The sequence below is a fragment of the Stenotrophomonas sp. SKA14 genome, assembly GCF_000158575.1.
GTDB classification, from domain to species: Bacteria; Pseudomonadota; Gammaproteobacteria; order Xanthomonadales; family Xanthomonadaceae; genus Stenotrophomonas; species Stenotrophomonas forensis.
Window position 1 is genome coordinate 4011084 of sequence record NZ_DS999412.1, and the last position, 12291, is coordinate 4023374.

General features: G+C 59.8%; 15 protein-coding genes. All 15 read right to left on the reverse strand.

Going from position 1 to position 12291, the window contains the following annotated elements:
* Nucleotides 1-1518, reverse strand: coding sequence for a site-specific DNA-methyltransferase (locus SSKA14_RS18165; protein ID WP_040009802.1), 1518 nt, complete (start codon nt 1516-1518; stop codon nt 1-3).
* A gap of 175 nt (nt 1519-1693) precedes the next feature.
* Entirely contained in the window at nt 1694-2107 is a 414-nt protein-coding gene (locus SSKA14_RS18170; RefSeq protein WP_181503439.1) for a hypothetical protein, read from the reverse strand.
* Between the two features lie 65 nt (nt 2108-2172).
* Nucleotides 2173-2484, reverse strand: a complete 312-nt coding sequence (locus SSKA14_RS18175) for a hypothetical protein (RefSeq protein ID WP_152906578.1) — start codon at nt 2482-2484, stop codon at nt 2173-2175.
* Nucleotides 2485-2552: 68 nt separating this feature from the next.
* The gene (locus tag SSKA14_RS18180) at nt 2553-2867 is read right to left on the reverse strand and encodes a hypothetical protein (RefSeq protein ID WP_100437272.1); all 315 of its coding nucleotides are present in this window, start codon (nt 2865-2867) and stop codon (nt 2553-2555) included.
* The gene (locus SSKA14_RS18185; protein WP_040008455.1) at nt 2864-3184 is read right to left on the reverse strand and encodes a hypothetical protein; all 321 of its coding nucleotides are present in this window, start codon (nt 3182-3184) and stop codon (nt 2864-2866) included. Before SSKA14_RS18185 ends, SSKA14_RS18180 begins: the two co-directional genes overlap by 4 nt.
* A 187-nt stretch (nt 3185-3371) precedes the next feature.
* On the reverse strand, nt 3372-3581 hold the full coding sequence (locus tag SSKA14_RS18190) for a hypothetical protein (RefSeq protein ID WP_008266166.1): 210 nt from the start codon (nt 3579-3581) through the stop codon (nt 3372-3374).
* Nucleotides 3581-4165: a hypothetical protein gene (locus SSKA14_RS18195; protein ID WP_024957517.1), complete on the reverse strand. Its 585-nt coding sequence runs from the start codon at nt 4163-4165 to the stop codon at nt 3581-3583. Before SSKA14_RS18195 ends, SSKA14_RS18190 begins: the two co-directional genes overlap by 1 nt.
* Before the next feature lie 106 nt (nt 4166-4271).
* A complete protein-coding gene (locus tag SSKA14_RS18200) occupies nt 4272-6032 on the reverse strand; it encodes an ankyrin repeat domain-containing protein (RefSeq protein WP_080354581.1) in 1761 nt (586 codons plus the stop codon).
* 361 nt (nt 6033-6393) lie between these two features.
* Nucleotides 6394-7407, reverse strand: a complete 1014-nt coding sequence (locus SSKA14_RS18205) for a zincin-like metallopeptidase domain-containing protein (RefSeq protein ID WP_008264731.1) — start codon at nt 7405-7407, stop codon at nt 6394-6396.
* A gap of 66 nt (nt 7408-7473) precedes the next feature.
* A complete protein-coding gene (locus SSKA14_RS18210) occupies nt 7474-7719 on the reverse strand; it encodes a hypothetical protein (RefSeq protein WP_040008462.1) in 246 nt (81 codons plus the stop codon).
* Nucleotides 7720-7781: 62 nt separating this feature from the next.
* Nucleotides 7782-9431: a phage/plasmid primase, P4 family gene (locus SSKA14_RS18215; RefSeq protein ID WP_008265409.1), complete on the reverse strand. Its 1650-nt coding sequence runs from the start codon at nt 9429-9431 to the stop codon at nt 7782-7784.
* A 46-nt stretch (nt 9432-9477) separates the two neighbouring features.
* On the reverse strand, nt 9478-9648 hold the full coding sequence (locus SSKA14_RS23860; RefSeq protein ID WP_140222693.1) for a ribbon-helix-helix protein, CopG family: 171 nt from the start codon (nt 9646-9648) through the stop codon (nt 9478-9480).
* Nucleotides 9649-10147: 499 nt separating this feature from the next.
* Complete coding sequence (locus tag SSKA14_RS18220) at nt 10148-10810, reverse strand: N-6 DNA methylase (RefSeq protein ID WP_049451765.1); 663 nt, start codon at nt 10808-10810, stop codon at nt 10148-10150.
* Complete coding sequence (locus SSKA14_RS18225; protein WP_146256385.1) at nt 10803-11591, reverse strand: hypothetical protein; 789 nt, start codon at nt 11589-11591, stop codon at nt 10803-10805. Before SSKA14_RS18225 ends, SSKA14_RS18220 begins: the two co-directional genes overlap by 8 nt.
* Nucleotides 11584-12273, reverse strand: a complete 690-nt coding sequence (locus SSKA14_RS18230; protein ID WP_229298517.1) for a phage N-6-adenine-methyltransferase — start codon at nt 12271-12273, stop codon at nt 11584-11586. Before SSKA14_RS18230 ends, SSKA14_RS18225 begins: the two co-directional genes overlap by 8 nt.
* Nucleotides 12274-12291 lie beyond the last annotated feature (18 nt).

Below are 12291 nucleotides of genomic sequence, written 5' to 3' on the forward strand. Positions count from 1 at the left end.
TTAGCGTGCCTTGATGTCGTAGGGGGTTTGCTTGAAGGTGATCTGGAGCTCCTCCAGCCGCTCTTTAGGCAAATCGCAGGATTCGCCGTAGATCACCTTGGGACCCTCGAAGGTCTGCAAGCCTTTCAACACCCGCTTGGTCAGCACGTTGCCGCCGGTCTTGCTCTCATCGCCCAAAATACCGTTGAACAGCAGGTAGTAGCCGACCCCGTGGTGCTCGCCCAGGAACGGCTGCTTCGGTGCTCGAGTGGAGCGTGCGGCGCCAGTCTCGGCGAACCAGACGTGGGCGGCCAGGTGCTCGAACTTGATGCCCTCGCGGATGTGGCCCGCATCATCGAACACGGGCACACCGAGCTTGTAGAAGCGGAAGCCGCCACCGCCCCTCCAGTCGGCACTTTTTGAGATGCCTCCTTGCTCACCATCAACAACCTTTTTCATCCTGGGTTGACCAAGCAACCGAGCGTGCTCACCGACTTCTATCCCAATCCATTTCCGGCGCATCTTGTGAGCAACCGCAGAAGTAGTCGCAGAGCCTAGGAAGCTATCCAAAACAAGATCCCCCTCTTCAGACGCTATGTGAATGACACGTTGAAGGAGACGTTCAGGCTTCGGCGTCATGAAGTTTTCACTACCAAAAAGTGCGACGACCTCTTTTTTCGCTTCCTGCGTATTTCCGACATCTGAGTTCATCCAGATCGTCTGAGGAACTACACCTTGCTTGACTTCCGAAAGAAATCTTTTTATTCGAGGAGCGTTGTTCCCTGCAGCGCCCCACCAGATCCGCCCATCGGAATCCATTTCCTGAAACTTCTCCTTCGACACACGCCAATACATTCCGTTTGGAGGGCCAGGTATTACCCTGCCACTGGGGCAAGTAATCGGATATGTTCCAGCGCCATAGAAGTTGCGCGCTGAAAGGTCGCCTGAGGTCCACGGACCACGCGGATCTTCATCGGGGTTCTTGTATGTGGCAGTTTGCCTCTCAGACCGAGGCATGTCGTTCGGGCGCCAAATATCTGCGTCTTTTGCATAGACAAACAGATGATCATGGTCGACGGAAAGATGTCGAGCACTGTTCTTCGGAGAGAAGACCTTCTGCCAAATCGCGTTTGCAATGAAGTTCTTACGGCCGAACACCTCATCTGCAATGACTTTGAAGTAATGGGCCTCATTGTCATCCAGGGTTATCCAAATCGATCCATCTTCAGCCAACAGATCTCGCAACAGCTCTAGGCGCGGATACATCATCGACAGCCACTTGGCGTGCTCAAGGTTGTCGTCGTAATGATCAAAGGCGCTGCGAGTGTTGTAAGGCGGATCGATGAAGATGCACTTCACCTGCCCTGCGTAGTAAGGCAGCAACGCCTTCAACGCATCCAAGTTGTCGCCTTCGATCAGCATGTTCGGAGAGTCGACCTCCCCATAGGACAAGCTGGCCACCGGCTCCAGAAGGCGGTAGGGCGTCAGGGCGGAACGGGTCAGGTCTTCATCACGGTTAGACCAGTTGAGCAGCGGCATCGAATACATCCCATCGAACAGGCACCAAGTATCGTTCAGAGGGTGCATTTCGGCCAATGCTCCAAAGCCTAACGGCGGCTAAGCCTTTGATCGAAATGACCTTCCCGTGATCGGAGCCTGATCGCGAACTATATGCTGGGCCACTTAACGACCGCCGGGCCAAGAGGCAACTAGGCTACGGACGGCTGAGGCCCACCTTCCCGCAGTAGCGATAGACAGCCGAGCTGCTCACCCCAAGCTCCCGCGCCAACTGAGCCCGGCTGACCACCTTCAAGCGATCCCGAACCTGGTCCAGGCCCAGCCCCCGGAAGCTGCGCTGCTCCGGCCTTTTCAGGACACGCCCTAACCGAAGGGCTTGGCGGTCCAGGCCGATGGTGGCCGGCGACACGCCCAAGCGCTTGGCCACCTCGGCGGATGTGAGCCCGGCTTGGATCAGCCGCTGCACCTGCTGGCGGCGCTCGATGAGCTCGCGGGCTTGGCGGGCCCGAAAGGTCTGCCGTCCGGAACCCGCCAGGCGGTGCCGCCGGACAAAGCGGTTCACGGCTTGGTGGGTGACGCCCAAGCGTTGGGCCAGGGCGCGCTGGGTCATCCTTTCGTCCAGCAAGGATTGAACCTGGGCCGGGGATCGGCCGCCGAGGAAGCCTTTGCGTGGACTCATCGATCCATCGCCGCCAAGTCGCCCTGAATCTCGGAGGGTGACACACCAAGCGCCTGGGCGATGGCCCCAAGCGTCAGGCCTGCGGTCATGCCGGCGCCAATCGCATACCGCCGCTGACGTTCATAGGCTTGGCGACGAGCCTCCGGGTCGATGGGCATGGCATCGGACGGGTCTACCCGTCGGGCGTGCTCGATTTGATCCCGCTCACCACACGTTTGGCGGTGCGCGGCTAGGGCGTCGTCCACGTCCTTGCTGAAAGGCGTGTTGCGTTGGGCTGCGTCGTAGAGGGCCTGGATGTCCGGAGACATGGGGAGCAGCTCGAAGCTGCCCGGGCCGGAGAGAGGGCCTGGCTCAAAAAGGGTGGAAAGCTCGCGTGTCATCGGCCCACCCAGTAGCCCAGTCCCGCGCTAAGCAAGGTGGCCGCGTATAGAGCGGCGTCCTCAGCGCTGGAAATGTTGAGGGCCATTACCACCGCCCCGAATGCGAGCGTGAGGACGCAACCCGCGAAGATCCCCCCAAAAATCGCGAAATCCACGTAGCGCGATGCGTCGCGCTTCCCGGCGCAGAATAGGGCCAGCGATTGCTTTACGGTCGGGTAAGTCAACGCGATCATAAAAGAGAGAAACGCCGCCGAGCAGAGAAACACAGCAAGGACCAGCATGGAAAGGACCAGCATCGTCAACGCACTCATCCGCGCGACCTCCCCTTGCCCCAGAAAAAGGCCAGCAGACAGAGCACCGCGACCGTGCCGAGGACAAACAGGCCTCCCCCGGTGGCGAGCTGGTGCCAGACGCTGAAGGTGGCTTGGGCCAAGAACGCGGCGATGACCACCATCCCAACTCCAAACAGCCCGCCATGGATCACGACGCGGCCGTGCGTGCGAGCGTCTCGCTCACCGCCCCTCACCCGTTGCCAGGCTGCCTTGGCGTCGGCAAAGCGCTTCAGCGTCCAGAGAGGGACCAGGACCATGAGGCCGAGCAGGGTCAGCAAAAGAATCGCGCTCACCATGGGCGGCCCCCCGGGTGACTTCTGAGAGGGCGCGCTTGGAAGGTGAGAGGTTGGCCCCACTGGCTGGGCTTGAGATTCCACGCCATTGGCAGGTGGTGCAGCTCGTGAGGTTGCGCAGGGGAGCAATCCATGCCGTCTAGAATGAGGTGACCGTAATGGTGGGCAATGCTTTTGAATGTGGCTCCCATTAGCGCCGCCCTTTGCCGGTCGTTGCCGCGTTGGCAGAGCGCACGCCCCAGCCCTTGGCTTGGCGCAACCGATCGATCTGGGCTGCTGCTTCGTGAGAAAGGCCCAGGTATCCGCTCTCGTCCATCAAAACGTGGCCTGGAGATTGCTTGAAGTCCTCGATGCTCAGCGCGGCATCGGGGCGCTTGCGGAAAAATGCGAGCCATTTCATCAGCGCTGCCCTCCAACGGCTACATTTTCTCTGCCCGCACCGATGACTACGGATACGGAAGCTGCCTCAAGCTCTGTAATCACTGGCTGCGCGGTCCCTTCGGAGCGGAGAAAAACTTGATCCCCCACCTCAAAAGCCCCCTGCTCGTCGCCCTGCATGTAGAACGGCAGAATGCGGCCAGCGATGCGCAGCGCACATACGCTGTCATCCACACCGTTGTTTCGCGTGTCGCGGCATGGGACGCGCTCATACGTCACTCGGAGCGTGTAGTAGCGCTGCGCCTCGTCAATCACCCACAGCGTGACGCTTTCGCGTGTTGCGGGGTTCTTCTTCAAGATTGAGTTGTAAGCCGCGTATGGGCCACGGCCCGGCGCTTCCATGGGTTCGAAGGACTGAACCCCGGTGGCGGTTTCCGTGGGGGACGCCTCCCAGGCGTGTGTGACCCTTACTGCGATGGTGTGCGGCGTGATCACGGTGGCATTCACCCCGACGGCAACGGCGACCGAATCGCTACGGGGCTCGGCGGCGCTGGCGGCAAGGGGGAGCAGGCTGGCAAGGGCCAGAGAAAGAATCAACGCGCGCATGAGGCCTCCTTTTTTGAATGGGTTGCACTACCCATAACAAACGGTTTGGTTTGCGCAAGGGGATCGGGAAAAGAAAAGGCGGCTTTCGCCGCCCTTTCCCTTGGCCTTAGAAGCGCGCTCGCAAGCGAGGGGCTTCCAGGGTTTGGCCGTCCTGCCCATGGGCCTTCATGGCCGCACCGACCTGCCGTTGGGCGTCGGCCCCAAACCCGCCTTCCGGTGGTTTCCAAGCGTTGGCAGCGGGAAGAAGCTCGTCCAAGAGCTTGGATCGGTTGTGGCATCGCAGCTCGTTCTCAGCGTTGCTCAAGAACGACTTGGTCTCTCGTTTGCTCGCAAAATCGATGGGCTTCATGCCAGGCTCGTTTCGAAAGCCGTTGACGTAGTTGTCAAAGCCTTGCTCGCCGACGAGCTTACACTCTTTGTTCCAGTCCGCCCCTGCGAACACCAGTTCTCGGCAGAGTTCCGTGTTCCCCTGCTTCGCCGCTTCGTGAAGGACGCTGTAGCCGGCATAGTCGTTGTAAGCCCAGCCCTCGTCTCCGTCGATGTTGAACGTTCGGTTCCGACTGACCAGTTCTTCGTTGGGATCCACCTGCTCCAGCAGACGTTTGGCGTCGCCGGCCTCAATGAGTTCCACAATGTTGAACACGCGGTCTTGCGCCTCCTTCGTCTGCTCCGCCTTTTCCGCGGCCTGCTCTTTCGCTTCGGCATCCCAATACCGAGCCTCGTGGTAGTGATCCCGGGTCGCATAAGGGGTTTCCCCCCTGTCGTTCTCCACATGGTGTTGCGAAACGCCTCTCCCCACCCCATCGACCAACTCTTCCATCGCGCGCTCGTCCGCGGTATGGGCAGGAATGTTTCCCTCCATGTCTTTTGCGTCAACCTGGGCCCCGGCCAACACCAACGCCTGCACCATCTCCCCCGTTTTGACGTAATGAAGCGCGGTTCGGCCCAGCGCATCGGTGTCCCTCACACTACCGCCCTGCCCCAACGCAGCGACAAGCTCGCTGGGCGTCTCGGCCAGGAAAATCGGGTCGGTCGCCGCATCGACGCGCTCACGCGGCGAAAAATCGTCTCGGTGGTTCCGAATACTTTCTCGATAAAGCATAGGATCATGTTTTAGCGCTGGCTCGCCATTCGAGTTCAGCAGGGAGGGATCGGCCTTGGCATCCAGCAAGCGCAGCACAACGCTTGGGTCGCTGGCCAGGTGGAGCGGGGTGTCTCCCCCGTCCGTCCGCAGATTCACGTCGGCGCCGGCATCGATAAGCATGTGGCAATCGCCTTCAAGCCCTCGCTTCGCAGCAACATGCAGAGCGGATTGCCCTTGGCTTAGGGCATTGACATCCGCTCCGGCCTTCGCCAACAGCGCCAAACCTTCCGCAGTAGGTTTTTCGGACCAAGCGGGTTCCCTTTGGTATGTGCTCAACAGGCGATCAAAAGGCGAACGCCCTTGTTTGTCCAACGCGTGAACATCCGCCCCAGCCGAGATAAGCAGTTCCATCTGCCACGGCTCCTGACATTTATGCAAGGCGGAATCGCCGCGCGCGTCGCGATACCCTTTCACATCGGCGCCGTCTTCGATGGCCTGCCTTACCTCGTGCTCGAAGCGACCCTTCGTCTTCAGACCAGCGAAGGCCAAAGTGTTCCCCAACCGATCCGTTGCCTCATCGTTGAACGATGGGGGCACACTTTGAGGGCCCTCAACGGGCGAAAGGGTTGCCGGCTCCGCTGAAGCCACTGGCCGCTGGCTTGAATCATCCAAGCGCTCCCGGACCGGGGGTTCAAGCGGCTCAGAAGAAGCCACGCCTGGTAGTTCCGTGTCCTTTTGACGGATGAAGGGTCGAAGTAGATTTGAAAAGACATTGCCAGCCATGGTTCCTCCGCTTGGTGAGTGATACTCATGTCTTAACAAAGAAAGGGGGATGCGCAAGGGGCTGCAAAGAGAAAAGGGGCGGCTTTCGCCACCCCTCTCAACCCAGCGTAAGAAGCTCAAGAAAAAACATGGCGCCTAGTTATTGATTTCTCAGGTCGGTTAACTAAGCATTCTTTCCACCCCGGCGACAGCAACCACCGGAAACCACCAAAAACAGCAAGGATAACCACCCAACCACCTTCTAACCGCTCACCCTGGAAAAGTTCTCAGTTAGAAGTAGAGGAATCGGACCACAGCCGGGACTTCCCCCAGCACATTCATTTCTAACTCGAAACCTCAAAAGGTCAACCCCCTACCTGCGCTAAGCAACCTGGCGCTCCTTGCGTCGCGATGGGGACCTTCGGTCGGCTTCCGCCTTCCGCCTCTGGTCCATGCCCTGCTCCTTCTTGACCTGCGGCAGCGGTTCGCGCTCGAACGCGGGAATGTCGAGGAAGGTCATGACCTTCTCGGCTTGGCTGGCCGCGCGGAACAGGCATTTCGCGTCGTCTTCAAGCGCCCTCATCCAGCTCTGCAGGTAGCCCGCATGCTGCTCTTCGTGTTGCCTGCCTAAGCCAATGCCCAGGCGCTCGGAAATGAACAAACTGGACAGCTCTGCAACCAGCTCCTCTTTGGCGTAGTCCTGGCTGCCGAATCGCCCGGTCTGGTCTCGGTCGAGGCGGTGCTTCGCTCCAGTCCAATGGGCCAGTTCGTGGAGCAGCGTGGCCTGATAGCTGACGTCATCTCTGAAAGTGTGGTGCTTCGGCAGGTGGATTGAATCGGCAGCGACGCTATAGAACGCCCGGTTGCCACCGTCGTGGTGAACCTTCGGCTGGTGACGGTCCAGCAGCTCCCGCACACGCAAGTTACGGATCGACTCGGGCATGACGAAGGGCGGCGGGGGCTCCGGCATGCCGTCGATCTGGCTGGCATTGAACACCGTGGCGACGAACACCGATGGTCCCTGGTATCCGCTCTTCTCTTCGCCTTCGGTCAACGGCTCGGCACCGTCTTTGGCTTTGCCGGCCTTGCTGAAATCCCAGTAAGCGATCTGCTGGCCCTTTTCGCCGCGCTTGACTTGGGCCCCAATGCTTTCTGCCTGCCGGTAGGTCAGCCAGCGATTGTCGTTGTAGCCATGGGCCATCTGCGCCCCGAGAAGGATCAGTGTGTTCGAGCCCCTATAGGACTTGCCCGAGGTTGGATTCCACGGCCCGTTGATCGAGCCGTTCTTCGGGGCGTCGGGGTCGTTCCAGGGTCGGCGCCAGGGGATGGTGCCCTGCTTCATGAGGTCGAGCATTCGCTCGGCGGTGGCTTGGATGAGATCGGAATACTTGGACATGGGTGGTTGCCTCAAATCTTTTTCAACCTCCTGCGCCTCTCAACAGGTGGTTGTGGGTAGATGGGGTCAGAACTCGATATGAAGGGTCAGACTCTTGCGGTGATACAACGCTCGCCGCACCAGCTCGGCGATTTCGTCCTCGCTGCGCAATCCCTGGTCGCCGTCTTTTCCCAGACGGACGTGGAGACCAAACCCGCTTTGCACGAGCAAGTATTGCGGGTCCGCTTCCGGTGTCTCTGGGCTCTCTAGATCGGCAGCGGTGATAGCTTCTTCGTGGAAAGCGTCTTCGGGAATGTGGTCGGGCGATGGCATGGGGGCTCCGTCTTGGTTTGGATACCCCTTTGCAATAGCGCACCATCGCCGGTTGTAAAGGCCTACGCGGCTTCAGCCATCGGTGCGCCCGACAGGAGGGCGATGGCTTCCATGGCCTCTTTGCTCAGAGGGTCACCCAACGGAACCTCCTCGTCCGGGATGGCCTGGGGAGCCCCGCCCTCCAGGCGCGGCTTCAATCCCCCCACGCGCAGGTTGACCCAGCGCTCGGCCTTCGATCCCTTCGTCGCCTTCTTCTGCTTCTGCTGGAGCCCCGGCATCCGTTCGCGCACCCGCTTCCAAAGCTCTTCAGCACCCACCGGCTTGCGGCCCAGCTCATCCAGAACGTAGTTTCGGTAGTCTGCATAGATGTCGTTCTTGTCGGTCCACGTGCCTTCTTCTTCGATGACCATGCGCTCGGCGAAATAAGATGCCGTGGTGTCCGTCTCTTGCCGGGTCTGCTCGGCCAGCGCTTTGACGGCCTCGGGCATTTCCTCGGGCAGGCCGCCACGCTCAATGAGGCGCATGGCCCCCTCCAGCAGCCAGTCGATGATCACGGCCATTTCCGCCGGGTCCTCGGTCAGCTTCTTGTGGAAGTCCGGATCGCGGTCCTTGTCGTTCTCGGCCAGGCGCACATTGAACGGGATCATGCAAATCTTTCGCCAGAAGCCGTGTTCGTGACTCGTCACCGAGAACATGGCGTTCAGTGCCAGGAAGAGCGTGCCGCGCGGCACCGTGGTGTAGGCATCTTTGCCCTTGTTCTCCGCTGACATGGGATCGCGCGAGATAAGCGCCTTCAAGACCTGCTGGATGGGATCGGAGAGGACCTTGGGCGCCTCTGTCGCCAGATAAAGAGTCTTGGAAGCGAGAGGTGCCATGGCGAACTGCCCATCCAGCTTGTCGATGCGGACCGCAGTGTTCTTGGGGTGGATGGCTCGCAGGACGTGAAGCAAGGTGCTCTTGCCGTTGCTGCCGCTTCCCAGCAACAGGAAGGCTTTTTCCAGGCACATCGGCATGACCGACGACGCCATGGCTTCTTGAAGCAACCCTCGCACGGCCATGTCCGGCATGAAGCGATCCAGATATTTGGCCCACCGCGACTTGGGGTCCAACGGCTTGGGGGTGTAGCGGCCGGACCTCACCTGGTCGAGGTTGAGCTTCGCTGGGACCAAGGAAGTGATCCCGTGTTTGGGGTCGGCCGGCAGGTATTCGATGTAGGCCTTCTTGTTGGCGTCCTTGAGGATCTCCAGGTAACCGCCCTTCAGCGGCACGATGGCCCGATGCTGGCTTTCAGGCAACTTCATGCCAGGCAAGCGGATCATTTCGAGAATGGCCGTCTTGACGCAGCTGGTCGCGCTGCTCTGCTTGGCGTCCTCCGGGGCGTGCTTGCGCATCCAGTCCAACGCGTGGGCTTCTACTTCCCGGGTGGCTTGCGGGGCCCAGATGCCTTCGGACTCATTCCACTGATACAGCGAAAAATCGATCTCGCCGTTGTCCATCTTGCCGCCAATGCGGAAACAGTTGGCGCGGCGCATATCGTCGGCATAAGCCAGCTCAAACGAGAGGTCTTCCCCAATAACGCCCAGGTCATCCGTGGCGTCGTTGGGATTGGCATCGGCCCCAAAGGCCTTGCCCTTTTTCTTCGGAGCCTGATCAACGGCGTCGCCATTGGCCTCCCCGCCCTTGACAGGGCCAGTCTTCGACTTACTCTTCATGTTGTAATCCCTAGTAGTAAACGCCCCGGTTCGCACCCGGGGTTTTTTATGCCGCTTGACTGGGGCGATGCACCCACTCTTGAAGCGCCTGACGCATGGCCTCGGAAGGGGTTTGCCCACGGGCCACCGCCGTCTCCTCCACCAACGCCTTAAAACTTTTGCTGACCCGGGCCTTCAACAACTCATCCCGTGCGGTCTTTTCGCGTTTCGTCTTCACTGCCTGCTCCGTTTCTTGATTTGTGGTCCTGTTGTGGCCACAAATCCATCTAAGCAGGCTTTACGGAACTGGCAAGGGCTCGCGCCAACGGATGTTCGTTTCTGCTTTCGATGCTCCAGAAACACTTGAAAGTGTGAAATACCTCAAGCATCAGCCTGGGAGGTAGCAAGTGCTTGTTACCCACTTGTTACCCTTCAAACCCTTATGTTTACTGGGGGTAACAGGTGGTAACAAGGTAACAAGTGGTTTAAGAGATCCACGCAAGAAAAATCCACTCACCGCTCACAACATCCATGCATACACCCATCGGGAGCTCGCGATCCACCCGTTACCCTGTTACCCCTTGTTACCTCCTTATGGGACAAGGCTTTCACGGGTAACAAGGGGGTAACAGGTGCTTGTTACCTGTTAGGAAAAACAAGAGCAAAAGCGGCTTGAAGCAAGAGCCGGCGGCTGCTCGCCGCCGAGTCTTGAAGAGGGAAAGGCGGGCCTCCGGCCTCTACTCGTAGAGGTGGAAGCGGGACCAAAACCCGGGGCGCCTGGGACCGATCAGTTCGTTCCCCACCGTGACTTTGACCGCCCCAAGCGGCAAGAAATGAAACGTTTGATTCGCGTGGATCTGCAAAGCCGTCATCGCTGCGCACAACGGATCGATGTCCCCCGCCAGCACCAGGATTTTTTCGCTTGGAAGGTGTTTCTGTTGACTCCTGATCGCGGCAAGGGCAAGCGAACCCGCGCCGCAACAGCTGTCGTAGACCTTGGCTCCGCTCCCACCAGGCCGATGCCTGGTGGCAAGGGTTTGAACCAGATCGAGAAGATCGCCGGGAGTGAAAGACTGACCCAGCCCTTCCCCACCCTTCCTGGCCAGCAGCTCGGCATGGACCCGTCCCAGGACATCGTCAAACGGCCTGCTTGCGAAGACCGCTTTGATGTAAGCGTTGATGGCTGCTACCACTTCAGGCGCTTCTTCGACATTTTTTTTCAAGGGTCCAAAAGCAAGGACTTTGGTGTCGAGGTGACCCTTGGTGTCTGCGTGGATATGTGCCATTGACATCAGTGCGTGCTGAACGAACGTTTCGAATGCAACCCGCGGATTCCACGGCTTGCCAGGAGTGGAAGGGATGGCGCGGATGGCCTTCACAAGGTTGGCGACCTCATTCATCGTTGGCCGCCCCCATGTCAGCGCCCGTCACCCGGTTGGCCTTCTCGAGCCGGATCTCCTCATCCATGGCGATGAACCGATCTCGCGTGAGAGACCAAAACACCACCCGCGTTTCCAGGTATTGAGTGATGATGTCTTTGCACTCGACCACCACGCGCCCGATGGGCATCCGCCAGATCAACTGGTTTGACAGCAACTGAAGTGCGGTCATCGCAGCACACAACGGATCGCGGTCGTTCGCTTTCACGGTAAGCCCCCGAAGGGCCTTCGAATCCTTCCCGGCCAGTTCGTGAAGCTTCACAAGCAACAGCGTGCCGGCTCCGCAGGTGGGGTCACCCATGGGCCACTCGTCTTTTTGAGGCGCTTGAGCAAAGGCGTTCATCGCCCTCGCCAAGCCCCAAGGGGTGAAATGTTGAGCGTCGTTCTTTTTCCCTGACCACACCAACTCATTAAACAATCGGCCCAGGATGCATTCGAACGGCTCGAAGGTTTCCACTGCGCCGCCGTAGGCCTGGCCCGCTTCGTGGCACCAATCCTCGCTTCCTTGCACGTCAGTCCCAAGCAGCGTCAAGTCACACCAGGCGACCAAGGGCCCAAATCCCCGGGTGAACAACTCCTCGGCCTGATTGATCACGCAAACCTTCAGCGCAAACGCGGTGAACTTGCGCATCTTTTCCCTGGGCGATTCCCCGGGGATGGCTTGGATAGCCTTCAACAACCGCTGGTAAGCATTGTTGCGGGGATCGGTCGGCTTTGCCTTCTTCGAAGTGCCCTTACTCATCGTTGGCCGCCCCCACGTCAGCGCCCACCCCAGAACTCACCCGGGCAAAGTCCAGCTCCAGGAAACATCCGCGGATCTGCCCCTCCCTGACCGCCCGCTTCAAGCGACGGGCGCCCTCCTCGCCGTAGGCAATCCACGCAGGGCCAGCAGGGGGCGCGTCACCTACGTCTCCGTTGGCCCGGTGGAACTTCAAGCGGCCCTCCTGGAAGACCACCGCGCTGACATCGGGGTGGTTCAGCACGAAACTTTGGAACCAGCGGGTCTCGGTTCGCGCAAACACCAGGGCGATGCCGCCCCCCGGGTGGTTGGCCATCTTCTCCATCCAGGCCTCTTGCCCCCGGCCGAACGGCGGGTTCATGAAAACGAAGGCATCCGCCGGCCATTCCGACGCCAGGCCGTCATCGCTGGGCTTGAGCATCCGAGCCGCGGTGGGCCACGGCATCCCGTTCTCGGGCGTTGCCGGATCCAGGTCGAAGGGCCCCAGGCCCGTGAAGCCTTCCCTCGGGCTGCCCCAAATATGCTCCGGAGGGGTGAGCCAAGTGGTGGTTGTCTCGAACTGCGGCAAGCGGTCGAAACCAACTGTGGCTGCGGCGAGCTTTTTAGTCCGGGGGATGGAGGTGGTTTTGCGCTCCTTCGGCATGAAGAGGTTGTTCGGGTCAGACGAAGCGGAGAGGATGTTCAATGTGCACACCTTATGGTT

Excerpts from the sequence above, each read along its gene's own strand:
- SSKA14_RS18165 (WP_040009802.1), bottom strand. The coding sequence starts at position 1,518 with ATGCCGCTGCTCAACTGGTCTAACCGTGATGAAGACCTGACCCGTTCC.
- SSKA14_RS18170 (WP_181503439.1), bottom strand. The coding sequence starts at position 2,107 with ATGACCCAGCGCGCCCTGGCCCAACGCTTGGGCGTCACCCACCAAGCC.
- SSKA14_RS18175 (WP_152906578.1), bottom strand. The coding sequence starts at position 2,484 with ATGTCTCCGGACATCCAGGCCCTCTACGACGCAGCCCAACGCAACACG.
- SSKA14_RS18180 (WP_100437272.1), bottom strand. The coding sequence starts at position 2,867 with ATGAGTGCGTTGACGATGCTGGTCCTTTCCATGCTGGTCCTTGCTGTG.
- SSKA14_RS18185 (WP_040008455.1), bottom strand. The coding sequence starts at position 3,184 with ATGGTGAGCGCGATTCTTTTGCTGACCCTGCTCGGCCTCATGGTCCTG.
- SSKA14_RS18190 (WP_008266166.1), bottom strand. The coding sequence starts at position 3,581 with ATGAAATGGCTCGCATTTTTCCGCAAGCGCCCCGATGCCGCGCTGAGC.
- SSKA14_RS18195 (WP_024957517.1), bottom strand. The coding sequence starts at position 4,165 with ATGCGCGCGTTGATTCTTTCTCTGGCCCTTGCCAGCCTGCTCCCCCTT.
- SSKA14_RS18200 (WP_080354581.1), bottom strand. The coding sequence starts at position 6,032 with ATGGCTGGCAATGTCTTTTCAAATCTACTTCGACCCTTCATCCGTCAA.
- SSKA14_RS18205 (WP_008264731.1), bottom strand. The coding sequence starts at position 7,407 with ATGTCCAAGTATTCCGATCTCATCCAAGCCACCGCCGAGCGAATGCTC.
- SSKA14_RS18210 (WP_040008462.1), bottom strand. The coding sequence starts at position 7,719 with ATGCCATCGCCCGACCACATTCCCGAAGACGCTTTCCACGAAGAAGCT.
- SSKA14_RS18215 (WP_008265409.1), bottom strand. The coding sequence starts at position 9,431 with ATGAAGAGTAAGTCGAAGACTGGCCCTGTCAAGGGCGGGGAGGCCAAT.
- SSKA14_RS18220 (WP_049451765.1), bottom strand. The coding sequence starts at position 10,810 with ATGAATGAGGTCGCCAACCTTGTGAAGGCCATCCGCGCCATCCCTTCC.
- SSKA14_RS18225 (WP_146256385.1), bottom strand. The coding sequence starts at position 11,591 with ATGAGTAAGGGCACTTCGAAGAAGGCAAAGCCGACCGATCCCCGCAAC.